This window comes from Micromonospora sp. NPDC047134, assembly GCF_040643455.1.
Taxonomy (GTDB): Bacteria; Actinomycetota; Actinomycetes; order Mycobacteriales; family Micromonosporaceae; genus Micromonospora.
In genome coordinates, this window is record NZ_JBEYUI010000011.1 from 1 (window position 1) to 23,480 (window position 23,480).

The following is a 23,480-nucleotide window of genomic DNA, read 5'->3' on the forward strand; positions in this document are numbered from 1 at the left end:
CCAGATCTTGCATGAGTCACTCGTAGCTCACCGACATCGAACCTACCGATACCAACTCCTCCCGGAACCGGCCCACCTATAGAAGCGTCGACGGGCGCGGGGCGGGCGGGGCCGCGCGGGCGGGAGGCCTGCGTAACGGGCGGGTGGGCTGCTAGCGGGGGTGGGCGCCGGGGCCGGGGCGGGGGATGAGGTCGCGGGGGTCGGTTACGGGGTGGCCCGCGGTGCAGTGGAGTTCCGCGTGGACCTCGGCGCCGCAGTCGCGGTGGCCGACGCTCAGCGGGGACCCCTCCGGATCGGCCAGGTAGCGGTCACCCCAGGCCAGGACGGCGACCAGCACCGGCCACAGGTCGAAGCCCTTGGGGGTGAGCCGGTACTCGTGGCGGATCCGACTGCCCGGCTCCTGGTACGGCTCCCGGCGTAGCACGCCCTGCTCGACCAGGCCGGTCAGCCGGTTGGTCAGCACCTGCCGGGGGATTCCTGTCCGCACCCGCATGTCGTCGAAGCGTCGGATGCCGTTGAACACCTCACGCAACACCACCAGGGTCCACTTCTCGCCGAGGATCTCCATGGCGCGGGCGACCGTGCAGTTGTCCACCGACCAGTCCAACGCGGCGGGTCTCATCCCACCAGGCTAAGTCTCGTTGACAGACTCAGCAACCGCTGCCAGGCTGAGTCCATGACGCAGACGCAGGATGCGACGCGCAGCCGCACCTTCTCGTGGTCCGACCCGAGCATCAACGCCGCGCAGATCGGCCGGCGCAGCGGGCTGGACCTGCTCCGCGCCATGGTCGCCGGTGAACTGGCCGCCCCGCCGGTGATGCGCCTGATCGACATGGCCAGCATGACCGCCGAGGAGGGGCGGGTGGTGGTCGAACTGGAGCCGCAGGAGTTCCACTACAACCCCCTGGGCACGGTGCACGGCGGGGTCATCTCGACGCTGCTGGACACCGCCGCCGCCTGCGCCGTGCACAGCACCCTGCCGGCCGGCATCGGCTACACCACCCTCGACCTGAACGTGAAGTTCCTCCGCCCGGTGACCGTGGACTCCGGCATGCTGCGCTGCGAGGGGACGGTGCTCCAGCAGGGCCGCCGTACCGCCCTGGCCGAGGCCCGGCTCACCGACGGGCGGGACCGCCTGGTCGCCCACGCCACCTCCAGTTGCCTGCTGATGCCCCTGGAGCCTCCCGCCGCCTGACGAACCGCAGCACCGCAGGCACCCCGGCGTGGTCGTCGCCAGAGCCAGCGACGACCACGCCCGGGGCTTCACCGGGGTACGGGCACAGCCAGCCCGGTCAGCCGATCAGCGGCTTGAGGTCGGCCTGGGGTGGGGTCCACTCCCCTGCCGCTGCGGCTACCTGGTCGCCGGAGCGGATGTCCTTGACCTCGTCCGGGGCGCCGTCCGTGCCGGGGAACCAGACGTACGGGATGCCGCGCCGCTCGGCGTACCGGATCTGCTTGCCGAACTTCGCCGCGCTCGGCGAGACCTCCGTGGGGATGCCCCGCGAGCGCAGCGCCTCGGCGACCCGGTTGCTGGCGCCACGGTGCTCCTCGCTGGTCACCGCGACCAGCACACAGGTGGGCACCGACCGGGACACCGACAGGGCATCGGCGCCGAAGAGCAGGCCGAGCAGCCGGGTCACCCCGATGGAGATGCCCACCCCGGGGAACCGGACGTTGCCGGCGCTGGCCAGGTTGTCGTACCGGCCGCCGGAGCAGATCGAGCCGAAGCGCTCGTACCCGATCATCTGGGTCTCGTAGACCGTGCCGGTGTAGTAGTCCAGGCCCCGGGCGATGCGCAGGTCGGCCACGCAGAGGCCGGGCGAGTGCGCGGCGGCGGTCTCCACCACCCGGACCAGCTCCTCGACCCCCTCCTCCAGCAGCGGGTCGCTGACCCCCAGCCCGCGCACCGCGTCGGCGAAGGAGGGGTCCGGCGCGGAGATCTCGGCCAGCGCCAGCACCGCCTTGGCCTGCGCCTCGCTGGCCCCGGCCGTGGTCGCCAGCAGCTCCGTCACCCCGGCCGGGCCGATCTTGTCGAGCTTGTCGACCGCGCGCAGCGCCGCCTCCGGGTCGGTCAGCCCGATGCCCCGGTAGAAGCCCTCGCAGATCTTGCGGTTGTTGACCTGGATGCGCACCGGCGGGATCGGCAGCGAACGCAGCGCGTCGCCGATGACCAGCGGCATCTCCGCCTCGTGGTGCGGCGCCAGAATGTCCCGGTCGACGATGTCGATGTCGGCCTGGAGGAACTCCCGGTAGCGCCCCTCCTGCGGGCGCTCGCCCCGCCACACCTTCTGGATCTGGTACCGCCGGAAAGGGAAGTTCAGCTTGCCGGCGTTCTCCAGCACGTACCGGGCGAACGGCACGGTCAGGTCGAAGTGCAGCCCCAGGGTGTCGTCGCCGGAGGGGCCCTCCGGATCCCCCTGCAGCCGGCGGATCACGTAGACCTCCTTGGAGGTCTCCCCCTTGCGCAGCAACTGGTCCAGCGGCTCGACCGCCCGGGTCTCCAGCGGGGCGAAGCCGTACAGCTCGAAGGTCGACCGGATCCGGTCCAGGACGTACTGCTCGATCATCCGCTGGGCGGGCGTCCACTCCGGGAAGCCGGAGATGGGCGTGGGCTTGCTCATGATGCTCCGTTCGGAAACCCGCACGGTCCGCGCGGGTGAGCGTGGCAGCGGCCGCTACAGGCCGCGGGTGGGGGCCGCCGGTCGCCCGCCGCCCATCCCGGCCACCTCGGCGAGGTACGGGTTGGTGGCGCGTTCGCGGCCGATGGTGGTCGCGGGGCCGTGGCCCGGCAGTACGACGGTGTCGTCGGCCAGCGGAAGGATCTTGTCCCGCAGACTGGTGAGCATCGTCGGCATACTGCCGCCCGGCAGGTCGGTGCGGCCGATCGAACCGGCGAACAGCACGTCACCGGAGAGGCAGAGCTGCTCGGCCTCCCAGGGCGAACCGGCACCGGGCAACCGGAACAGCACCGACCCCCCGGTATGGCCGGGCGCGTGGTCGACGGTGATCTCCAACCCGGCGAGGGCGAGCGTCGTACCGTCGGCCAACTCGGCCACGTCCTCCGGTTCGGCGTACGGCAGCCGCCCGCCGAACAACTGGCTCAGGTCCATCGACAGGCCCTTGGCCGGATCGGCCAGCATCTCCCGGTCCCCCGGGTGCACGTAGGCGGTGATCCCCCGCGCCCCGCAGACCGGCGCCACCGAGAAGGTGTGGTCCAGGTGGCCGTGGGTGAGCAGCACCGCGGCCGGATGCAGGCGATGCTCTGCCAGTAGCGCGTCCAGCCGGTCGACCACCCCGATGCCGGGGTCGACCACCACGCACTGCTCCCCCGGCCCGGTGGCGACCACGTAGCAGTTGGTGCCGAAGGCGTCCGCGGGAAAGCCGGCTACGAGCACGTCCGCTCCTCTTTCATCGAACTGTCCGTCGACCGCAGCCTAACCGGCCCGTCTCGCCCATTTCCGCCGCCGCCCCAGCAGCCCATCGGGACGAACCAGGTCACGATCAGCCCGCGCACGGACCTCGTACACGACTTTTCCAGCCAGTACCCGTACACTCTGGCGGGCGTGTGGCGTGGCGCACCCGCCGCCCGACGGGTACGCGCACCAGCGGCTGACAACCAGGGTAGAGGAAGGGGAGCACGGGTGGCTTCCAGCAGGGACCGGCAGCGCAAACTCGCGCGGGCCAAGCTCGACCGGCAGATGGCTCGTCGGGCCGCCGTCGTCAAACGGCGCCGACAGATTCGCGCCGGGGTCGGCACCGCCCTGATCCTCGTCCTCGTCGTCGTCGGCTCAGCCTGGGCGCTGGGCGCGTTCGACCGGGAAACGACCGAGGACACCGCCAGCCCGGAGATCTGCCTGTGGACCCCGCAGAACACCCAGGGCAACAGCAACCTCAAGGAGGTCGGCGAGCCGGCCACCACCGGTCTGCCGACCACCGGCACCCGCCCCATGACGGTGACCACCAACCAGGGCGCACCGATCAGCATCGAGTTGGATCTCGCCAAGGCCCCGTGTGCCGCCGCGAGCATCGCCCACCTGGCGAGCCAGTCGTTCTACGACAACACCAAGTGCCACGAGATCACCGCCGAGGGGGCGGTGCGCTGCGGTGACCCGAGCGGCACCGGGCTCGGCGGTCCGGCGTACTCCTTCTACAGCGAGAACGTCCCCACCGCCCCGGAGAGCAGCCCGGCCCCGGCCACCGAGCCGCCGACGTACCCCAAGGGCACGGTGGCGATGATCTCCAACCCGCCGGGTGCCAACAGCAGCCAGTTCCTGATCTTCTTCAAGGACGTCATCAGCCACGAGCCGGCGTACCCGATCATCGGGCGGGTGACCGGGGGCCTCGACGTGGTGGAGAAGATCGGTGCCCTGCCGACGGTGGACAATGGGGCCGGGGAGAAGGTCAAGCCGGAGAACGATGACGTGGTCATCCAGAGCCTGACCGTCGGTGAGCCGGTGCTGGACCCGGCATCGCCCACCGACCCCACGGGTACGCCGAGCCCGGCGGTCTCCGGTTCACCAGAGGCCAGCCCGAACGCCGGCTGACCCACGACGGGCAGCGGCATCCACAGACAGTCCAGGAGGATCGAGGCGTGACGTCCACCAGAGAGCGGCAGCGCGCGGCGGCCCGCGCCCGGCTCGAGAAGGAGATGGCCGAGCGGGCCGCCCGGGCCCGCAAGCGCCGGCAGACCCAGGCGGTCGTGGGCGGCGGCGTGGTCCTGCTGCTGGTGGTCGCCGGCACGGTCTGGCTGGCCACCAGCCTGATCGGCGACGACAGCGGCACCGACACCACCGCCCAGAGCGCGGACACGGTGCAGTGTGACTGGGTCGAGCTTCTGGCCGGTGAGCGGTCCCCGACGACCAAGGACGTCGGCCTGCCGCCGGTCGAGCAGAGCAAGGTCGGCAGCCAGACCATGACGATCACCACCAACCTCGGTCCGATCACCGCCCGGATCGACCGGTCGGCGGTGCCCTGCACCTCGGGCAGCTTCATCCACCTGGCCGAGCAGAACTTCTTCGACAACACCAAGTGCCACCGCCTGGTGACCGAGGGCATCAAGGTCCTTCAGTGCGGCGACCCTAGCGCCACCGGCGAGGGCTGGCGGGACAGCGACGGCACCGGCGGCCCCAGCTACCGGATGGCCGAGGAGAACCTGCCGACCGACAAGCGCCCGCCGTACCCTGCGGGTGTCATCGCGATGGCCAACTCGGGCCAGCCGGCCAGCAGCGGCAGCCAGTTCTTCATCGTCTACGGTGATTCGCCGCTGGACCCGAACTACACTGTGCTCGGCACCATCACCAGCGGCATGGACATCGTCGAGGACGTCGCCAAGGCCGGCGACGACGGTGCCTTCGCCCAGCAGGCCGGGGGCGGCCACCCCAAGAAGGAAGTCGTCATCACCGACCTGACGATGAGCTGACCCAAGCCCCACACCTCGAAGCGCCCGCCGGCTGGAGCCGGCGGGCGCTTCCGCATCCCGCACCCGCACCCGCACCCGCACCCGCGATCTTGCACTTTGTGTCGCCCTTATTCGGCATTCATCCCCATATGCGGCGACGGAAAGTGCAAGATCGCCGCAGAGCTCGCCCGACACAGAGCTCGCTCGACGCACAGTCCCGCCCGACGCAGGGCGTGGGCGGGGTGCGGTGGAAGGGTGGGTGGGTTAGGAGCCGGAGGTTACGCGGTAGGCGTCGAAGACGCCGTCTACCTTGCGTACGGCGGCGAGCAGGTGACCCAGGTGCTTGGGGTCGGCCATCTCGAAGCTGAACCGGCTGACCGCCACCCGGTCCCGGGTGGTGGTGACCGTGGCGGAGAGGATGTTGACCCGTTCCTCGGAGAGCACCCGGGTGACGTCGGCCAGCAGCTTGTGCCGGTCGAGGGCCTCCACCTGGATGGCCACCAGGAAGGTCGAGGCGGAGGTGAGCTTCCAACTCACCTCGACCACCCGTTCCCCCTGGGCGCGCAGGTCCTCGGCGTTGGCGCAGTCGTCGCGGTGCACGCTGACCCCGCCGGAGCGGGTGACGAAGCCGAAGACCGAGTCCGGGGGCACCGGGGTGCAGCAGCGGGCCAGTTTGATCCAGACGTCGCTGACCCCGCGTACGACCACACCCGGGTCGTGGCTGGAGACCCGGCTGCGCGGCGGCCGGGTGGCCACGGCGGTCTCGGCGATGTCCTCGGCCGCGCCCTCCTCCCCGCCGTAGGTGGCCATCAGCTTCTGCACCACCGACTGGGCGGAGACCTGGCTGTCGCCGACGGCCGCGTACAGCGAGGCCACGTCGGCCAGGTGCAGGTCCCGGGCGATCGCCATCAGGTTGTCGGAGGTGAGCATCCGCTGCAGAGGCATGCCCTGCTTACGCATCGCCTTGACGATCGCGTCCTTGCCCTCCTCGATCGCCTCCTCGCGACGCTCCTTGTTGAAGTACTGCCGGATCTTCGTCCGCGCCCGGGGGCTCTTGACGAAGCCCAGCCAGTCCTGCGTCGGGCCGGCGGTCTCGGACTTCGAGGTGAAGATTTCGATCACGTCGCCGTTGGACAGGGTCGACTCCAACGGCACCAGCTTGCCGTTGACCCGCGCGCCGATGCACTTGTGCCCGACCTCGGTGTGCACCGCGTAGGCGAAGTCCACCGGGGTGGACCCGGTAGGCAGGGGGATGACGTCGCCCTTGGGGGTGAAGACGTACACCTCCTGGCTGGACAGGTCGAACCGCAGCGCGTCCAGGAACTCGCTCGGGTCGGCGGCCTCCCGCTGCCAGTCCAGCAGCTGCCGCAGCCAGGTCATCTCGTCGATGTGCGCCGGTGGGCCGACGATCTGGGTGCCCTTGTGTTCCTTGTACTTCCAGTGCGCCGCGATGCCGAACTCCGCTGTGCGGTGCATCGCGTACGTGCGGATCTGCATCTCCACCGGCTTGCCGGTCGGGCCGATCACCGTGGTGTGCAACGACTGGTACATGTTGAACTTGGGCATGGCGATGTAGTCCTTGAACCGGCCCGGCACCGGCTGCCAGTTGGCGTGGATGACCCCCAACGCCGCGTAGCAGTCCCGTACCGTGTCGACCAGGATCCGCACACCCACCAGGTCGTAGATGTCGTTGAAGTCCCGACCCCGCACGATCATCTTCTGGTAGATCGAGTACAGGTGCTTCGGCCGACCGGTGGTCTCCGCCTTGATCTTGGCGGCCTTCAGGTCGGTCTGCACCTTCTGGGTCACCTGCCGCAGCAACGCCTCCCGCTGCGGCTGGTGCTCCCCGATCAGCCGGTTGATCTCCTCGAACCGCTTCGGGAACAGGGTGCCGAAGGCCAGATCCTCCAGCTCCCACTTGATGGTGTTCATACCGAGGCGGTGCGCCAGCGGCGCCAGGATCTCCAGGGTCTCCTTGGCCTTCTGCTCCTGCTTGGGCCGGGGCAGAAAGGTCAGGGTACGCATGTTGTGCAGCCGGTCGGCCAGCTTGATCACCAGGACCCGGGGGTCCTTGGCCATGGCCACGACCATCTTGCGGATGGTCTCCGCCTTGGCCGCGTCACCGAGCTTGACCTTGTCCAGCTTGGTGACCCCGTCGACCAGCAGGGCGACCTCGCCACCGAAGTCGGCACGCATCTGGTCGAGGGTGTACTCGGTGTCCTCGATGGTGTCGTGCAGCAGCGCGGCGACCAGGGTGGTGGTGTCCATGCCCAGGTTGGCCAGGATGGTGGCCACCGCCAGGGGATGGGTGATGTACGGGTCGCCGGACTTGCGGTACTGACCGGAGTGCCAGCGGGCCGCGGTATCGAAGGCGCGCTGCAACAGCCGCGCGTCAGCCTTGGGGTGATTCTCCCGATGGGAGGAGATCAGAGGCTCAAGAACCTCGCTGACCTGAGAGGACTGCCAGGGGGCGTTGAACCGGGCCAGCCGGGCCCGGACCCGCCGCCCGGTGGGCGCGTTGGACAGGGCGAAGCCACTGCTCGGCGGGGAGTCGACAACGGGGTCGACCGGTGCCACCTCGGCTCCGACACCCGTTCGGGCCACATCGCCGGCGGGCAGCACCGTGGCGGGCCCGCCGCCCGGCGCCGCAGCGGCGCTGTTGCGATCGGTCACCGAGCCGTCCGCGTCGCCTGTCGGGTGCACCGTGCCCTCCACCGGAGGGGCGACATCGTGGGACACCGGCCTCCTCACCGCTCGCCGGAACGAACCGACCGTGCGCCGGCCGGCCTTGTCTCGTGCCGCTCGGACGGGGTCACCGTCCGGTCAGCAATGGGCAATGCTACCCGCACCCGCAGTGCCCTGCCGCTCCGCCGGACGGACCGTGCCGACTCCGCCCGGTGGCGGTCGGACCTCAAACGGTCAACAGGGCATGGACGGTACGCGGCGCCAGCCGCTCCCGCCCCTTGAGGAAGGCCAACTCCAGCAGCACGGTGAACCCGGACACCGTGCCACCGGCCCGTTCCACCAGATCCAGGGTCGCCGCGGCGGTCCCCCCGGTGGCCAGTACGTCGTCCACCACCAGGACCCGATGGCCGGCGGTGAAGGCGTCCTGGTGCACTTCCAGGGTGGCCTCGCCGTACTCCAGGGCATAGGAGGCGGCGTACGCGGGGCGGGGAAGCTTGCCGGCCTTGCGGACCGGCACCACCCCTACCCCGGTGGCGTACGCGATGGCCGCGGCGACGACGAAGCCCCGGGCCTCGATGCCGACCACGGTGTCGAAGGACTCCGGTCCGTGGTACGCGACGATCCCGTCGATCACCTCACGGAAGGCCGCACCGTCGGCGAACAACGGCATGAGGTCCTTGAACATCACACCGGGCTTGGGGAAGTCGGGCACGTCGAGCACCCGGCCGGCGACCAGCTGGGCCACCTCCGGGCCGAAGTCTCCCCGTACCCCGCTGCTGTGGGTCTCCGTCACGGTAGCTGCGCTCCCCTTCCATGACGCCGACGGCGTCCGGCATTCTGCTCGCACAGCATGCCGGACGCCGCCGGATCAGTTCCTACCGGGTGTACCCGAGGGTCGCTCAGCGTCGCTTTGCGCCACCCGGGCGGTTGCCCCCGCCGGGCCGCCCACCGCGTGCCCCGCCGGAGCGCTTGCCGGCCGGACGGGCACCCACCTTCGGGGCTGCCGCACCGGCCAGAGCCACATCGACCTGCGCCGGTACCGGCTCCTCGTCCTCCCGCTCGGCCGCAGCGGCCGGAGCCGCCTTGCTGCGGGTCTCCTTGACCGGCACCGGGTTGGCCCGGCGGGCCTCCACCCGCTTGTTGTGCGCCTGGATCCGCGGGTCGCGGTTCTTCAGCACCACCAGCAGCGGGGTGGCCAGGGTGATCGAGGTGACGAACGCCATCGCCATACCGACGAACAGCACCAGACCCAGGTCCTTCAGGGTGCCCGCACCGAGCAGGCCGGCACCGATGAAGAGGATGCCGCCGACCGGCAGCAGGGCCACCACGGAGGTGTTGACCGAGCGCATGAGGCTCTGGTTGACGGCCAGGTTGGCCGCCTCGCCGTAGGTCTGGTTGTTGCTCGCGGTGATGCCCTTGGCGTTCTCCTGCACCTTGTCGAAGACCACCACCACGTCATAGAGCGCGAAGCCCAGAATGGTGAGGAAACCGATGATCGTCGACGGGGTGACCTCGAAGCCGACGATCGAGTAGATGCCGGCGGTGAGCGCCAGGTTCGTCAGCAGGGAGAAGATGGCCGCGGCCGCCATCTGCCACTCGAAGCGCATAACCAGGTAGACCGTCACCAGGGCGATGAAGATGACCAGACCGAGCACGGCCCGGTTGGTCACCTGGCTTCCCCATGCCTCGCTGACCCGGTTGGCGCTGATCTCGTTCGGGTCGATGCCGAACCGCTCGGCCATGTCGAGCCGAACGGTCTCGGCCTGCGTCTGGTCGAGCTGGGTGGTCCGCAGCTCGTAGAAGGAGCCACCGGCCCCACCGACCTGCTGGGCGGTGACCACGTGGGCACCCTCGGTGCTCAACGACTCGCCCGCGGTGATTTCGGCCTGCTGCATGGTGCCCACACTGGTGGGGATCTGGAACGAGTTGCCGCCGGCGAACTCGATGCCCGGGTTGAACCCCTTGATGAGGATGCTGCCCAACGCGATCAGCACCAGGACGGCCGCCGCGGTGAACCACATCTTGCGCCGGCCGACGACGTTGAGGCCGGCGTCGCCCCGGTAGAGGCGGCTTGCCAGAGAGCTCTCAGCAGCCATCTCAGGCCTCCTTGACACGCGGGTTGCGGGACTGGGGCTGCTCCGTCTTGGCCGGTAGCACCCGGCCGAGACCACTGACCCGCGGGGACAGGAACGCCCGGCTCCGGGCGAGCATCGTCATCATCGGGTGCCGGAAGAGGAAGACCACGACCAGGTCCAGCACGGTGGCCAGACCCAGGGCGAAGGCGAATCCCTTGACCGCACCGACCGAGACGATGTAGAGGACCACCGCCGACATGATCGTGATGGCGTTCGCCGAGATGATCGTACGGCGGGCGCGGACCCATGCACGGGAGACCGCGCTGCGCGGGTTGCGGCCCTCGCGAATCTCGTCCTTCAATCGCTCGAAGTAGATGACGAAGGAGTCCGCCGCCACACCTAGCGAGACGATGATGCCGGAGATGCCGGCGAGGGTGAGGGTGAAGCCGATCTGCCGGCCCAGCACCACCAGGGCGCCGAAGAGCAGCAGGGCCGACAGCACCAGGCTGGCGAAGATCACCGAGCCGAGCAGTCGGTAGTAGAAGAACGAGTAGATGATGACCAGCAGCATGCCGATGCCGGCCGCGAGCAGACCGGCCCGCAGGTAGCTGGCGCCCAGGGTGGCGGTGACGTTCTGCTGCTCCTGCGCCTCGAAGGTGACCGGCAGGGCGCCGTAGTTCAGGTAGCCGGCCAGCTCGCTGGCCTCGGCGTTGCTGAAGTTGCCGGTGATCTGGGAGTTGCCGGTGAGCACCCCCTGGATCTGCGGCGAGGAGATGATCGCGTTGTCCAGCACCACGGCCACCCGGCAGCGGCCCTCGTCACCGAGTGCGGAAGGGTCGCAGGCCTGGCCCTCGTTGTTGAAGGCCTCGCGGGTCAGCGCGGTCCACTTCTCCTGGCCGTCGCGGGTGAAGTCCAGGCTGACCACCCACTGGCTGGTCTGGTCGCGCACCGCGGCGGCCGAGTCGACGTCGGTACCGAGCACCTTGGCCTGGTCCAGCAGGTTCTTGGCGTAGCCGCCCTCACAGGCGACGACCTGCTGGTCCGGGGCGGAGATGGACGCCGGGGGCCGGTCGTCGAGCTGAAGGCAGCCGATGGTCGGCACGTTGAACTGCATCTGGGTCGGGAGCACCGCGACCTCACGGCCGGTCAGCTCGGCGAAGGGCTTGAGCTTCTCGGCCAGCGACGGATCGGCGCTGAAGTCGGCCGGGGCCTGCAGCCCGCTCGCGGCGGCCCAGGCCTCCGCGCCGACCTTCTCCTCGACGGCCTTGCGCTGCTCCTCCAGGGTCTGCGGCGCCGGCTCCTCGCCGGCGTCCGACGACGGGCTGGCGCTCGGCGACGGGGCGGCGCTCGGGCTCTGCGAGGGGTCCGGGGTGGGGGCACCGCCGCCCTGACCGCCGGACGGCGAGGCGCTGGCCTCGGCGTTCGGGGTGGGGCTGGTGCTGCCGGAGGGGCTCGGGGTGGCCGCGGGCTCCGCGTCCTCGGACGGGGCGGGTGCCGGTGCCGGAAGGGCACCGCTGCCGTCCACGATCTTCAGGACCTTGCGGAAGCGCAGCTCGGCGGCGCTACCGATCTCGGTCAGGTCGCGGTTCTCGCCGGGCAGGGAGACGACGATGTTGCGGTCGCCTTCGGTGACCACCTCGGCCTCGGCCACGCCGTAGGCGTTGACCCGGCTCTCGATGATCTGGCGGGCCTGTTCGAGGTTGTCCGCCGTCGGGGCCCGACCGTCGAGGGTGTTCGTCGCCTCCAACGTCAGCCGGGTACCACCGACGAGGTCAAGACCGAGGCGGGGTTCGAGCCGGTCCTTCCAGCCTCCGCTGGCACCGCCCGCAAAGAACACCAAAAGATAGAGGACGACGAAGATGCCGCCCAGTACGGCCAACTGCCGTCCCGGGCGCATCTGTCCCTGAGGTGGTGCCACGGCTGTCTTGTCTCCCTGTACGGTCGCGCCGCCGCAGGCGCGACGGCGGGTCTGCCGGTCTCCCGGCCGACGATCTGCCTTCCGACGGCGTCCGGGGCTGACGCCGCCGCCTGGGGTGGTCGACGCGGGCGCGTGGACCGGAGGCGAGCCGGCGCGCCGACGCCCGGCGTCGGCCTGCTATTCAGTTGTCGGCGCCGCCGCGGCGGCGGCCACCCGCCGGGGACGCGGCGGGTGTTCTCCCACCTGGTCGTGCCGGGGCACCGGCAGACCAGGTGGGTGCGGTGCTCACTCCTTGACGGCGTCGGTCTCCTCGGCCGCTGGCTCAGTGGCACGCTCCGCCTTGGTCACCACACGGGCGATCGCGGGTCGGGCGTACCGGGTCTGCACTCCGGGGGCGACCTCGAGCAGGACGCTGTCGTCCTCGACTCCGGAGACCGTGCCGTACAGCCCGCCGATGGTCACCACCTCGTCGCCGACGGAGAGACCGGTCTGCATCGCCTCGGCCTCGCGGCGGCGCTTCTGCTGGGGGCGGATCATCATGAAGTACATGACGCCGAAGAGCAGCGCGATCATGAGGATCGGGGTGAAGTTACCCGCTCCGCCGCCTTCTGCTGCGTGAAACACGGTTGTCGACCTTCCCATTAGCCCCGATCCGGCACGTGGCGCCGGAGCGGAGGCGGATTTTCACATCCTGTACAGACCGCGGCGAGTCTAGTCGCTGTATCTGGGAACGCCGAACGCGCCGCAGATCACGAACAGATCACGGCTCCCCCGTGTCCACGGAAAACAGATCGGGCGCGAGGGGAGCTTCAGCAGCAAATGTACCATTTGGCGGAGTACGGCCAAGGTGCCGCCAAGCGGCCTCGGTGGCCACCCGGCCCCGCGGCGTACGGGCCAGCAGTCCCGCCCGCACCAGGAACGGCTCGCACACCTCCTCCACCGTGTCCGGCTGCTCCCCCACCGCCACCGCGAGGGTGGACAGGCCGACCGGACCGCCCCGGAACGAGTCGACAAGCGCGGTGAGCACCGCTCGGTCCAGCCGGTCCAGCCCGAGCGCATCCACATCGTAGACCGTCAATGCGGCCCGGGCGGTATCCAGGGTGACCACTCCGTCGGCGCGTACCTCGGCGTAGTCGCGCACCCGGCGCAGCAGGCGGTTGGCGATCCGGGGGGTGCCCCGGGACCGGCCGGCGATCTCGACGGCCCCCTCCTCGGTGATCGGTACGCCGAGGATGCGCGCCGAGCGGTGCAGCAGGATCTCCAGGTCGGCCGGGGAGTAGAAGTCCAGGTGGGCGACGAAGCCGAACCGGTCGCGCATCGGGCCGGTCAGCAGACCGGACCGGGTGGTCGCGCCGACCAGGGTGAACGGCTCGACGTCCAACGGGATGGCGGTGGCCCCGGGACCCTTGCCGACCACCACGTCGACCCGGAAGTCCTCCATCGCGCTGTAGAGCAGCTCCTCCGCGGGTTTGGCGATGCGGTGGATCTCGTCGATGAAGAGCACGTCCCCCTCGGCGAGGCTGGTCAGGATCGCGGCCAGGTCACCGGAGCGCTCGATCGCCGGCCCGCTGGTCACCCGGATGCCGGAGCCCAGCTCCGCGGCGACGATGTTGGCCAGGGTGGTCTTGCCAAGGCCGGGCGGGCCGGACAGCAGGATGTGATCCGGCGGCGAACCGCGCCGCATGGCCCCCTGCAACAGCAGATCGAGCTGGTCACGGACCCGATGCTGGGCGATGAAGTCGTCCAGGCGCTTGGGCCGGACGCTGACCTCCGCGTCCCGCTCGGCCTCGTTGACGTACGCCGAGACCAGGCCGCCGTCGGGGCCGGTCACGGGATCATCTTCATTCGCGACTGCGGGGCCGGCAAACCCGGCTCACTCCTCGCGCACCGGATCATCTTCATTCGCGACTGCGGGGCTCGCAAACCCGGCTCACTCCTCGCGCTCATCGGGTGCGGCCCAGCAGTCGGATGGCCTGCTTGAGCAGCACCGGCACCGGCGGGGTGGCCCCGTCCACGGTCTCCGCCACCGCGGCCACCGCCTGGTCGGCCTGGCCGGCCGTCCAACCCAGGCCGATCAACGCCTGGCGGACCTGCTCCGGCCAGGCACCACCGGTGACCCCGGCCGCGCCGTCGGCGCCCACGGCCACCGGGCCGATCCGGTCCCGCAGCTCCAGCACCAGCCGTTCGGCCCCCTTCTTCCCGATGCCGGGAACCCGGGTCAGGGCGGCCGTGTCGGCGTTGGCGATGGCCTTGCGTACCGCGTCCGGGGTGTGCACGGCCAGCACCGCCTGGGCCAGGCGGGGGCCCACCCCACTGGCGGTCTGCAAGAGCTCGAACAGGGACTTCGCGTCGTCGTCGGCGAAGCCGTAGAGGGTCAGCGAGTCCTCCCGGACGACCAGGCTGGTGGCCAGTCGGGCCTGCTGGCCGACGCGCAGGTCGGCGATGGTGCCCGGGGCGCACTGCACGGCCAGGCCGACCCCGCCGACCTCGATCACCGCGTGATCCGGGCCGGTGGCGGTCACCACGCCACGCACACTGGCGATCATCTCGCTCCTCCTCGTCTCGCCCGGTCCGCGGCGGCGGCCAGCTTGGAACGGGTACCACCCCGCCACACGTGACAGATGGCCAGGGCCAGGGCGTCCGCGGCGTCGGCCGGGCGGGGTGGCTCGGGCAGCCGCAGCAGCCGGGTCACCATGGCCGTCATCTGCGCCTTGTCGGCCTGACCGGAACCGGTCACGGCCGCCTTGACCTCACTGGGGGTGTACGTCTGCACCGGCAGCCCGGCCCGGGCCCCGGCGAGTACGGCGATCCCGCTGGCCTGCGCGGTGCCCATCACCGTACGCACGTTGTGCTGGCTGAACACCCGCTCCACGGCCACGCTGTCCGGCCGGTGCTCGGCCACCAGGTCGGTCAGCGACCGGTCCAGGTGCAGCAGGCGGGTCGGCAGTTCGTCGGCCGGATCGGTGTAGATCACGTAGTAGGCCACCAGGGTGCAGGGACGTCCGGGCACCCCCTCGACCACGCCGACCCCGCACCGGGTGAGCCCCGGGTCGACGCCGAGCACCCGCACGCCTCCCCCTCCCAGCCGTCGAGCAGTACGTGTGTTCGACACCCTACCGATGCCGTCTCCCGGCCGCGCCCCGGGACACGCGGCACCGCCTCAGGCGGCGACCTCACCCGCCCCGAGATGTATCCGTGGGCCACCTGATCCCACCGGAGTATGTGCTGCGCCGCCATGTGCCCTCGGCCGTACAGCTCGTAGTTTCATGCGCCATGACGGCAGAACCCGTGGCGCTCCCCCACGTCGTGAACGTCGACCTCACCGGCCGCACCGCGCTGGTGACCGGTGGCGGCAGCGGCATCGGTCGGGCCTGCGCCCTGCGGCTGGCCGCGGCCGGCGCCGAGGTGCTGGTGGTCGACCGCAACGCCGAGGCGGCCCAGGTGGTGGCGACCGAGGCCGGCGGGCGGGCCGTCGGACTGGACCTGGCGGACGTCGCCGAGGTGGAGCGGCTCGACGCCGAGGTGGACATCGTGGTCAACAACGCCGGCCTCCAGCACGTCGCCCCCGTGCAGGAGTTTCCGGCGGAACGCTTCGAGTACCTCCAGCGGGTGATGGTCGAGGCGCCGTTCCTGTTGATCCGGCGGGCCCTGCCGCACATGTACGCCCGGGGCTGGGGTCGGATCGTCAACATCTCCTCGGTGCACGGGCTGCGCGCCTCGCCCTACAAGGCGGCGTACGTCGCGGCCAAACATGCCCTGGAGGGACTGTCCAAGGTGGTGGCCCTGGAGGGGGCGGCGCACGGGGTCACCGCCAACTGCATCAACCCCGCCTACGTGCGTACCGCCCTGGTGGAGGGTCAGATCGCCGACCAGGCCGCCACCCACGGCATCCCGGAGCACGAGGTGATCGAGAAGATCATGCTGGCTCGGGCCGCGATCAAACGCCTGATCGAACCGGAGGAGGTGGCGGAGCTGCTGGCCTACCTGTGCGCACCCCCGGCGGCCTTCCTCACCGGCACCTCGATCGCGCTCGACGGGGGCTGGACGGCGAACTAGTGGCCCCCCGCACAATGTCGGTCATGTCCTCGCCGCTGGAGTTCCTGGAACTACTGGCCCGGGAAGCCGCCCCGGTCGAGTTCGAGGGGCCGCTGGTGGCCGCCCGCTCCGCCGGGCTGCCGGCCGACCGGATCGCCGAGTTGGAGCAGGCCAAGACGGTGGCGCTGCGGGTCCGGGCGCTGCTGGAACGCCGCCGCCGCCGGGAGAGCGAGCTGCTCAGCCTGTACGACACGGTCAGCGACCTGGCCGGGCTGCGTGACCTGGACGAGGTGCTGCGGGCCATCGTGCACCGGGCCCGGCATCTGCTCGGTGCCGACGTCGCCTACATGACCCTCAACGACGCCGAACGCGGCGACACCTACATGCGGGTCACCGACGGCTCGGTGTCCGCCCGGTTCCAGCGGCTGCGGCTGCCGATGGGGGCCGGACTGGGTGGGTTGGTGGCCCAGTCCGGGGCCCCGTACGTCACCGCGAACTACCCGCAGGACGAACGTTTCCACCACACCCGGGAGATCGACGCCGGGGTGGGTGAGGAGGGGCTGGTAGCCATCCTCGGGGTGCCGCTGCGGCTCGGCTCCACCAGCATCGGGGTGCTCTACGCGGCGAACCGGTCGGCCCGACCCTTCGCCCGGGAGGAGGTGGCCCTGCTGCTCTCCCTGGCCGCGCACGCCGCGGTGGCGATCGACACCGCCCGGCTGCTGGCCGAGACCCGGGCCGCCCTGGCGGAGCTCTCCTCGGCCAACACCACCATCCGGGCGCACAGCGCCTCGGTGGAGCGGGCCGCCGCCGCCCACGACCGGATGACCGCCCTGGTGCTGCGCGGGGGCGGGGTGGAGGACGTCACCGCGGCGGTCACCGAGGTGCTGGGTGGGGCCCTGCTGGCGCTGGACACCGAGGGTCGGCTGCTGGCCCGGGTCGGTGAACTCGACGAGCCGGACCGGGCGGACATCGTGGAGGCGGTGGCCGCCTCCCGGACCGAGGGACGCAGCGTACGCCGAGGTCAGCTGTGGTACGCCGCCGTGGTGGCCGGGGCGGAGAACCTGGGTGCCCTGGTGCTGCACCCGGAGGGGGAGCTGGCCGACGCCGACCAGCGCATCCTGGAACGGGCCGCGCTGGTGACCGCCCTGCTGCTGCTGTTCCGGCGTACCGTGGCCGAGGCGGAGGGGCGGGTCCGGGGCGAGTTGCTCGACGACCTGATCGCCCGCCCGCTGCGGGACATCGAGGCGCTGCGCGGCCGGGCCCGCCGCCTCGGCGTCGACCTGGACGCCCCGCACGTGCTGGTGGCCGTCGACGACGACGCCATCGCCGCCACCGGTTCAGCCCGACAGCGGGTGCTCTCCTGGGCCACCACGTACGCCTCGACCCGGGGTGGGCTGGCCGCGGCGCGGGACGGGCGGGTGGTGCTGATGCTGCCCGGGCAGGATGCCGGCGGCAGCGCCCGGGCGGTGTCGCGGGATCTGTCCCGGGTCACCGCCCGACCGGTGACCGCCGGGGCCAGCGGCCCGGTGACCGGCCCCACCTCGCTGGCCACGGCCTTCCAGGAGGCCGACCGTTGCCTGGCCGCGCTGGGCGCTCTGGGCCGGGCCGGGCAGGGTGCCAGCACCGCCGAGCTGGGCTTCGTCGGCCTGCTGCTGGGCACGGCCTCCGGCGGCGGTGACGCCGAGGTCAGCCGGTTCCTGGCCAGCACCATCGGCCCGGTGGTGGACTACGACGCCCGGCGGGGCACCGCCCTGGTACGCACCCTGGAGTCCTACTTCGGGGTCGGTGGCAGCCTGGCCCGGGCCGCCGAGGTGCTGCACGTGCACGTCAACACGGTGACCCAGCGGCTGGAGCGGGTCGGGCAGTTGCTCGGCGCGGACTGGCAGAAACCCGAACGGGCCCTGGAGGTGCAGTTGGCCCTGCGGCTGCACCGGCTGCGGACCGGCTGAGCCGACCGACCCGGGCCTGCGGTCAGTGCTTGCCGTAGTGCTCCCGGGTCTCCCGGATCGCCTCCTCGGCGGCGGCCCGCTCCTGCGGGGTGACTCCCCGCCGGGCGGCCAGCCAGGCCCGCAGCAACTCCACCGCGATCGGCAGGACGGAGATCCCCACGATGCCGATCAGGATGAACTCGATGTTGGCCTTGACGAACGGGATCTGCCCGAGGAAGTAGCCCAGCACGGTCACCCCGGTGCCCCACAGGATGCCGCCGACGACGTTGTAGATGACGAAGGTGCGGTAGTTCATCCGGCTGACCCCGGCCACGATCGGGGTGAAGGTCCGCACGATCGGCACGAACCGGGCCAGCACGATCGACCGGGCACCGTACTTCTCGAAGAACTCGTGCGCCTTGAGCAGGTTCTCCTGTTTGAACAGGCGGGAGTTCGGTCGCCGGAACAGGGCCGGGCCGACCTTGCGGCCGAACAGGTAGCCGACCTGGTCACCGGCGATCGCGGCGATGGTGATGAGCAGACACACCAGCCACAGCGGATATTTGAGGTACTGCCCGTCGGCCACCAGCAACCCGGTGGTGAACAGCAACGAGTCACCCGGCAGGAAGAAGCCGATCAGCAGCCCGGACTCGGCGAAGACGATCACCAGGATGCCGATCAGCCCGAAGGTCGAGATCAGCCACTCCGGGTCCAGCCAGTCCGGCCCCAGGGCCAGGTTGGTGACGGGTGACAGCACGAAGACCTCCGATGGCTGGGAACGATCCCGATGACTGTGGGACGCCCGTAGTCTAGGCCCCTACCGACCGCCCGTGGCCCCGACACCGACGCATGCCGATATCCCACCCCGCACCGGATCGTCCGTCCTGGTCACCCCCGGTCGGGTACCCCCGCCCCGGCGCGTCGCGGACGGCCAGCGGCCCTTTCAGCGGGCCCGGATGCCTGCCAGCACCTGGTCGACGACCTTGGCGGCGAGGGTCGACTCGTCGAGTTCGGGGTTCCAGTTCATCACCCGCTGGATCAGCATCGGACCGGTGATCATGGCCAGGGTGACCTCGATGTCCAGGTCGGCCCGCAGTTCCCCGTCGCGGATGCCTCGCCGCAGCACCTCGCGCATCACCGCCCGGCGGGGCTCGACGATGCTCTGGTAGAGCGCGTACCGCTCGGGGTTGCGTTTCACCTCGGGCACCAGACAGGGCATGATCTTCGCCGCGCGGGGGTCGACATTCTGCCCGACCGCCCCGACCAGGGTGATCAGGTCCTCCCGGACGGACCGGCCGGCCGGCTGCGGCTGCTCACCCTTGAGGGTCCGCAGGGCGTCGTGCAGCAGGGCGTCCTTGCCCGACCAGCGACGGTAGATGGTGGCCTTGCCGACCCCGGCCCGGGCGGCGATGGCCTCCACCGAGATCGCCTCGATCGTGCTGCCCTCCGCCAGCAGGTCGAGGGTGGCCTCGATGATCGCTCCGGCCGCGTGGACGCTGCGCGGCCGACCGGGCGGCCGCGGCGCGTCTGCCGTGCTAGTCATGCCCGCATTGTTCCCGACGCTACGCCGCACCAGCCAGTTCGGGTTCACCGACCGGGTCCGGCACGGCTGCCCCGGGCCGGGCCGGCATCCAGCGCAGCGCCACCAGGGCGCCGCCGACCGTGATCACGGCGGCCAGCGCCGCGGAGACGTGCATCGCCGAGACGAAGGCGCCGTTGGCCGCCGTGATCAGCTGCGGCGCCGCCGGCCCGAGCTGACCGGCGACGGCGTACGCCCCGGCGATCGACTCCCCGGCCGACTCGCGCGCCCCTGGCGGCAACTCCTCCAGGGTCGGCGCCATGCCGTTGCGGTAGCCGGCGGCCAGCACCGAGCCGAGCACCGCCACCCCCAGCGCGGCGGCCGTCTGCCGGATGGTGTTGCTGACCGCGGAACCGACACCGGCCTTCTCCCTGGGCAACGAGGACATGATCGACTCGGTGGCCGGGGGCATGATGTTGGCCATCCCGGCCCCCTGGATGAAGAAGAAGACGAGCACCACCCAGATGGGGGTCACCGCGTCGATGAAGGCGAAGGCGGCCAGCGACACGGCCGCCAGCAGCAACCCCACCACCGACACCGCCCGGGGGCCGTACCGACGCACCATCGAGGCGCTGGTCGGGGCGAAGACCAGTTGGGCGACCGCGAACGGCAGGAAGATCAGACCGGTCTGCAAGGGACTGTAGCCCCGCACCATTTGCAGGTAGAACGAGCTGAAGAACATCACCCCCATGGCGGCGAAGAAGACCAACCCGATCAGAGCCACCGGTACGGCGAAGCGCGGCTCCCGGAACAGCCGTACGTCCAGTGCGGGGTGGCTGCTGCGCCGTTCAAAGGCGACGAAGCAGGCCAGCACCACGATCCCGGCCACGATGGTGGCCCAGACCACCGGCCGACCGAAGCCGTGCTCACCACCGTCGATGATGCCGTAGGTCAGGGTGACCAGACCCACCACCGACAGCAGTACCCCGACCACGTCGACCCGGCCCGGGTTCGGATCCCGGGACTCCGGCACCAGCAGGGCCACCAGGACTATGCCGAGCCCGATGACCGGCACGTTGATCAGGAAGACCGAACCCCACCAGAAGTGCTCCAGCAGCAGGCCCCCGAGGATCGGGCCGATCGCCATCGCCAATCCCACCGCGCCGGCCCAGATGCCGATGGCCCGGGCCCGCTCCCGGGGGTCGAAGACATTGGAGATGATCGAAAGGGTGGCCGGCATGACGGCCGCGCCGCCGGCCCCCATCAACGCCCGGGCCGCGATCAACTGGGTGGGATTCTGCGCGTACGCGGAGCACAACGACGCCAGGCCGAACAGCACCAGGCCGATGAGCAACATGCGACGCCGACCGGCCCGGTCACCGAGCACCCCGAAGGTGAACAGCAGTCCGGCGAAGGCCAGGGTGTAGGAGTTGACCGACCATTCCAGCTCGCCGTGGCTGGCCCCGAGACCGTGTACCGGATCGGCGATGGTCCGCAGGGCGACATTGAGGATCGTGGTGTCCAGGACGACCACGAGCAGACTGACCACCAGCACCCCGAGGATCGCCCATCTCCTCGGATGTCCGGTGTTTTCAGCAGGCGGCATCCCCGCACCCCCGGTTTTCGATACGGCCGCGTCCGCAATTAAGTCCGAGCCTAGGCTGACGAGTATCGATACGGAACCGTTTCGTATCTGATGTGACCGTCGTCACTCCCAGCTCCGCGCCCCGGGAGCCCTTCCTTACACCTGCGCCGGCGGGTGGGCGGAGGGGTTGCCCAGGGTGAGTAGGTTGATGATCCACTCAGCAATTCGCCCCGGAAGGTCCGCACCCATGCCCCTCGGCTTCATCCTCTCGATCGCCACGGCGGTCATCACGGCCATCGCGGTAGCGGTCGCTCTGCTCGGCGGCCAGCGAAACGTGCGACAGTTCGGTGCCCTCGCGGCGGTCGCCGCACTGGCCGTGACGCTCCTGCTCACGGTCACCTCCAGCGCCCACTCGGTACCGATCCGCTCGGTCGGGATCGTCACCAGCTTCGGCAAGCCGACCGGTGAGGTCACCGGCTCCGGGCTGAAGTGGGTCGCGCCGTGGCAGCGGGTCGGCGAATGGGACGCGGGCCGGCAGAAGTACGACCACATCGGCAACGATGCCTGTGTGCGGGTGCGTACCGGCACCCTCGCCGACGCCTGCGTCGAGGTGCTGATCGAGTGGCAGGTCAAGCCGGAGAACGCCCCGCAGCAGTTCATGGACTACAAGGGCGACTTCGGCAGCTTCCGGGGGCAGCGGGTCGGGGTGCAGCTCGACAGTGCGGTCAACGACGCCTTCGCCTCCTACAACCCGCTGGAGCGCATCGACGCGAAGACCGGCAACCTGAACGTCGACCTCAAGCCCTTCGCCGAGAGCATCAAGTCCAGCGCCGAGACCCGGTTGGGCAGCGACGTCGACATCCTGTCGGTGACCATCACCCGGGTCAACCACGACGACAAGACCGAGGGCAACATCAAGGCCTTCCAGGACAAGCTCGCCCAGACCCGCAATCTCGAACAGGACCGCCGCAACGCCGAGATCCAGAAGGAGATCACCGAGACCAACGCCAAGGTGGACAAGGTGACCCGCTGCCTGGAGATCGCCGAGAAGAACGGCAGCTCACCGGGGCTGTGCATCAACCCGGGCATCGTCACCGGCACCGCGAAGTGACCCGACGCCCTCGCCGGACGGCGACCGAACCGGGCGGGCGGTTCGGCGAGGGGGCGGGTGGTCAGCTGGTCAGGGCCTCCAGGGCCAGGTCGACATCCTGCTGGGTGGAGTACAGGTGGAAGGAGGCCCGGACGTTGCCGGCGCGTACCGCCGCCCGGACCCCGGCCCGTTCGAGCTTCTCCTGTGCGTCCGCTACCTGCACGGTGACGATCGCGCTGTTCCCCGGCGGCTGTCCCAGCCCGGCGAGGAACCGGTTGGCCAGCGCCACGTCGTGGGCGTGCACCGCCGCCACCCCGATCTCCAGCAGCAACTCCAGTGCCGGGGACGCGCCGACCCAGCTGAACCAGGCCGGTGAGATGTCGAACCGGCGGGCGTCGTCGGCCAGCCGCAGCGGCGGACCATAGTAGGAGCCGTGCGGGTCCGGGCCGGCGAACCAGCCGGCGGCGTCCGGGCGCAGCCGGTCCCGTAGCTGCGGCGCCAGGTAGGCGAAGGCGGTCCCGCGCGGACCCATCAGCCACTTGTACCCGCCGGCCACCACCGCGTCGGCCCGGGCCGCCTCGAAGGGGAGCCAGCCGCAGGCCTGGGTGGCGTCGACCGCGACGAGCGCTCCGTGCGTCCGGGCCGCCGTGACGATCTCGTCGTACGCGGCGATCGTGCCGTCGGCGGACTGCACCAGGCTGAACGCCACCAGGTCGGTGTCGGCGTCGATCGAGGTGGCCAACTCGGCCAGCGGCACCGTGCGTACCTCGACCCCCCGGTCCTGTTGCACCAGCCAGGGGAACAGGTTGGAGGTGAACTCCACCTCGGGCACCACCACCCGGGCGCCGGGGGGCAGTGCGGCGGCGATTGGTGCCAGCAACTGCGAGACGGTGACCCCGACGGCGACGTCGGCCACCGGCACCCCGGTCAGGCGGGCGAAGGCCGCCCGCGACCGGTCCGTCGCCGTACTCCAGTCCTCCCAGGACCCGGTCCCGCTACGCCAGTCGGTCAGGGCCTGCTGCACCGCGTCCCAGGCCGGGTCGGGCGGTAGTCCGTAACTGGCGGTGTTCAGCCATCCGGGTTGCGGTCGCCACAGCTTCTGTGCCTGCTCAAGCTCCACGCAGACCGACGCTAGTCGCCGGTGCCGACAGGTGCGCAGCGCCAATCCGCACCCCTTGGCCCTCGACACCGGCCGACCACCGCCCTGGCCCGTCTCCCTGGTGGAGATCAACACCGTTTCGCCGATG

Annotated in this window: 21 protein-coding genes; 6 read left to right on the plus strand and 15 right to left on the minus strand. The window is 70.8% G+C overall.

Going from position 1 to position 23,480, the window contains the following annotated elements; genetic code table 11:
- Positions 1-151: 151 nt before the first annotated feature.
- Positions 152-622: a helix-turn-helix domain-containing protein gene (locus ABZ795_RS15180; protein WP_327026782.1), complete on the minus strand. Its 471-nt coding sequence runs from the start codon at positions 620-622 to the stop codon at positions 152-154.
- 54 nt (positions 623-676) lie between these two features.
- On the opposite strand from ABZ795_RS15180, the gene ABZ795_RS15185 reads away from it, so the two are divergent.
- Positions 677-1,195 (plus strand): PaaI family thioesterase, encoded by a 519-nt coding sequence (locus ABZ795_RS15185; protein ID WP_327026783.1) that lies wholly within the window; start codon positions 677-679, stop codon positions 1,193-1,195.
- 97 nt (positions 1,196-1,292) lie between these two features.
- On the opposite strand, the gene hisS is transcribed toward ABZ795_RS15185, so the two are convergent.
- On the minus strand, positions 1,293-2,621 hold the full coding sequence (gene hisS, locus ABZ795_RS15190; RefSeq protein ID WP_357530768.1) for a histidine--tRNA ligase: 1,329 nt from the start codon (positions 2,619-2,621) through the stop codon (positions 1,293-1,295).
- 54 nt (positions 2,622-2,675) lie between these two features.
- On the minus strand, positions 2,676-3,395 hold the full coding sequence (locus ABZ795_RS15195; protein ID WP_357530769.1) for an MBL fold metallo-hydrolase: 720 nt from the start codon (positions 3,393-3,395) through the stop codon (positions 2,676-2,678).
- 246 nt (positions 3,396-3,641) lie between these two features.
- Here ABZ795_RS15195 and ABZ795_RS15200 point away from each other — a divergent pair, with 246 nt between their 5' ends.
- Positions 3,642-4,544 carry a peptidylprolyl isomerase gene (locus tag ABZ795_RS15200; protein ID WP_357530770.1) on the plus strand — a complete coding sequence of 301 codons (903 nt, stop codon included), beginning with the start codon at positions 3,642-3,644 and terminating at the stop codon, positions 4,542-4,544.
- Between the two features lie 47 nt (positions 4,545-4,591).
- Positions 4,592-5,419 (plus strand): peptidylprolyl isomerase, encoded by an 828-nt coding sequence (locus ABZ795_RS15205; protein WP_357530771.1) that lies wholly within the window; start codon positions 4,592-4,594, stop codon positions 5,417-5,419.
- A 243-nt stretch (positions 5,420-5,662) separates the two neighbouring features.
- Here ABZ795_RS15205 and ABZ795_RS15210 read toward each other — a convergent pair whose 3' ends face one another.
- From ABZ795_RS15210 to ruvC, 8 genes are all read right to left on the minus strand, one after another.
- Positions 5,663-8,113 carry a bifunctional (p)ppGpp synthetase/guanosine-3',5'-bis(diphosphate) 3'-pyrophosphohydrolase gene (locus ABZ795_RS15210; protein ID WP_357530878.1) on the minus strand — a complete coding sequence of 817 codons (2,451 nt, stop codon included), beginning with the start codon at positions 8,111-8,113 and terminating at the stop codon, positions 5,663-5,665.
- 196 nt (positions 8,114-8,309) lie between these two features.
- Positions 8,310-8,876: an adenine phosphoribosyltransferase gene (locus ABZ795_RS15215; RefSeq protein ID WP_327026788.1), complete on the minus strand. Its 567-nt coding sequence runs from the start codon at positions 8,874-8,876 to the stop codon at positions 8,310-8,312.
- A 106-nt stretch (positions 8,877-8,982) separates the two neighbouring features.
- Positions 8,983-10,179, minus strand: a complete 1,197-nt coding sequence (gene secF, locus ABZ795_RS15220) for a protein translocase subunit SecF (protein ID WP_357530772.1) — start codon at positions 10,177-10,179, stop codon at positions 8,983-8,985.
- Between the two features lies 1 nt (position 10,180).
- Positions 10,181-12,076 (minus strand): protein translocase subunit SecD, encoded by a 1,896-nt coding sequence (secD, locus tag ABZ795_RS15225; RefSeq protein ID WP_357530773.1) that lies wholly within the window; start codon positions 12,074-12,076, stop codon positions 10,181-10,183.
- A 285-nt stretch (positions 12,077-12,361) separates the two neighbouring features.
- Complete coding sequence (gene yajC / locus ABZ795_RS15230; RefSeq protein ID WP_327026791.1) at positions 12,362-12,700, minus strand: preprotein translocase subunit YajC; 339 nt, start codon at positions 12,698-12,700, stop codon at positions 12,362-12,364.
- Between the two features lie 136 nt (positions 12,701-12,836).
- Positions 12,837-13,907, minus strand: coding sequence for a Holliday junction branch migration DNA helicase RuvB (ruvB, locus tag ABZ795_RS15235; protein WP_357530774.1), 1,071 nt, complete (start codon positions 13,905-13,907; stop codon positions 12,837-12,839).
- Positions 13,908-14,019: 112 nt separating this feature from the next.
- Entirely contained in the window at positions 14,020-14,622 is a 603-nt protein-coding gene (ruvA, locus tag ABZ795_RS15240) for a Holliday junction branch migration protein RuvA (protein WP_357530775.1), read from the minus strand.
- Positions 14,619-15,146, minus strand: coding sequence for a crossover junction endodeoxyribonuclease RuvC (ruvC, locus tag ABZ795_RS15245; RefSeq protein WP_327026794.1), 528 nt, complete (start codon positions 15,144-15,146; stop codon positions 14,619-14,621). The genes ruvA and ruvC overlap by 4 nt, the downstream gene beginning before the upstream one ends.
- Positions 15,147-15,349: 203 nt before the next feature.
- Between ruvC and ABZ795_RS15250 the strand changes: the two genes are divergently transcribed.
- Together ABZ795_RS15250 and ABZ795_RS15255 are read left to right on the plus strand one after the other, a co-directional pair.
- Positions 15,350-16,132: a 3-hydroxybutyrate dehydrogenase gene (locus ABZ795_RS15250; RefSeq protein WP_357530776.1), complete on the plus strand. Its 783-nt coding sequence runs from the start codon at positions 15,350-15,352 to the stop codon at positions 16,130-16,132.
- Between the two features lie 14 nt (positions 16,133-16,146).
- Positions 16,147-18,060 (plus strand): helix-turn-helix domain-containing protein, encoded by a 1,914-nt coding sequence (locus ABZ795_RS15255; protein ID WP_357530777.1) that lies wholly within the window; start codon positions 16,147-16,149, stop codon positions 18,058-18,060.
- 22 nt (positions 18,061-18,082) lie between these two features.
- On the opposite strand, the gene ABZ795_RS15260 is transcribed toward ABZ795_RS15255, so the two are convergent.
- The 3 genes from ABZ795_RS15260 to ABZ795_RS15270 form a co-directional block, all read right to left on the minus strand.
- Complete coding sequence (locus ABZ795_RS15260) at positions 18,083-18,796, minus strand: VTT domain-containing protein (protein WP_357530778.1); 714 nt, start codon at positions 18,794-18,796, stop codon at positions 18,083-18,085.
- Between the two features lie 186 nt (positions 18,797-18,982).
- Positions 18,983-19,582 carry a TetR/AcrR family transcriptional regulator gene (locus ABZ795_RS15265; RefSeq protein ID WP_357530779.1) on the minus strand — a complete coding sequence of 200 codons (600 nt, stop codon included), beginning with the start codon at positions 19,580-19,582 and terminating at the stop codon, positions 18,983-18,985.
- Between the two features lie 19 nt (positions 19,583-19,601).
- Positions 19,602-21,164 (minus strand): MFS transporter, encoded by a 1,563-nt coding sequence (locus ABZ795_RS15270; RefSeq protein ID WP_357530780.1) that lies wholly within the window; start codon positions 21,162-21,164, stop codon positions 19,602-19,604.
- 226 nt (positions 21,165-21,390) lie between these two features.
- Between ABZ795_RS15270 and ABZ795_RS15275 the strand changes: the two genes are divergently transcribed.
- A complete protein-coding gene (locus tag ABZ795_RS15275; RefSeq protein WP_357530781.1) occupies positions 21,391-22,254 on the plus strand; it encodes an SPFH domain-containing protein in 864 nt (287 codons plus the stop codon).
- A gap of 61 nt (positions 22,255-22,315) precedes the next feature.
- On the opposite strand, the gene ABZ795_RS15280 is transcribed toward ABZ795_RS15275, so the two are convergent.
- On the minus strand, positions 22,316-23,353 hold the full coding sequence (locus ABZ795_RS15280) for an aminotransferase class V-fold PLP-dependent enzyme (RefSeq protein ID WP_357530782.1): 1,038 nt from the start codon (positions 23,351-23,353) through the stop codon (positions 22,316-22,318).
- Positions 23,354-23,480 lie beyond the last annotated feature (127 nt).

What these genes read in the sequence shown, in the direction of transcription:
- ABZ795_RS15180 (WP_327026782.1), bottom strand. Translation starts at nt 622, where the DNA reads ATGAGACCCGCCGCGTTGGACTGGTCGGTGGACAACTGCACGGTCGCC.
- secF (WP_357530772.1), bottom strand. Translation starts at nt 10,179, where the DNA reads ATGGCTGCTGAGAGCTCTCTGGCAAGCCGCCTCTACCGGGGCGACGCC.
- ABZ795_RS15255 (WP_357530777.1), top strand. Translation starts at nt 16,147, where the DNA reads ATGTCGGTCATGTCCTCGCCGCTGGAGTTCCTGGAACTACTGGCCCGG.
- ABZ795_RS15275 (WP_357530781.1), top strand. Translation starts at nt 21,391, where the DNA reads ATGCCCCTCGGCTTCATCCTCTCGATCGCCACGGCGGTCATCACGGCC.
- hisS (WP_357530768.1), bottom strand. Translation starts at nt 2,621, where the DNA reads ATGAGCAAGCCCACGCCCATCTCCGGCTTCCCGGAGTGGACGCCCGCC.
- ABZ795_RS15250 (WP_357530776.1), top strand. Translation starts at nt 15,350, where the DNA reads ATGACGGCAGAACCCGTGGCGCTCCCCCACGTCGTGAACGTCGACCTC.
- ABZ795_RS15265 (WP_357530779.1), bottom strand. Translation starts at nt 19,582, where the DNA reads ATGACTAGCACGGCAGACGCGCCGCGGCCGCCCGGTCGGCCGCGCAGC.
- ABZ795_RS15185 (WP_327026783.1), top strand. Translation starts at nt 677, where the DNA reads ATGACGCAGACGCAGGATGCGACGCGCAGCCGCACCTTCTCGTGGTCC.
- ruvA (WP_357530775.1), bottom strand. Translation starts at nt 14,622, where the DNA reads ATGATCGCCAGTGTGCGTGGCGTGGTGACCGCCACCGGCCCGGATCAC.
- ABZ795_RS15270 (WP_357530780.1), bottom strand. Translation starts at nt 21,164, where the DNA reads ATGCCGCCTGCTGAAAACACCGGACATCCGAGGAGATGGGCGATCCTC.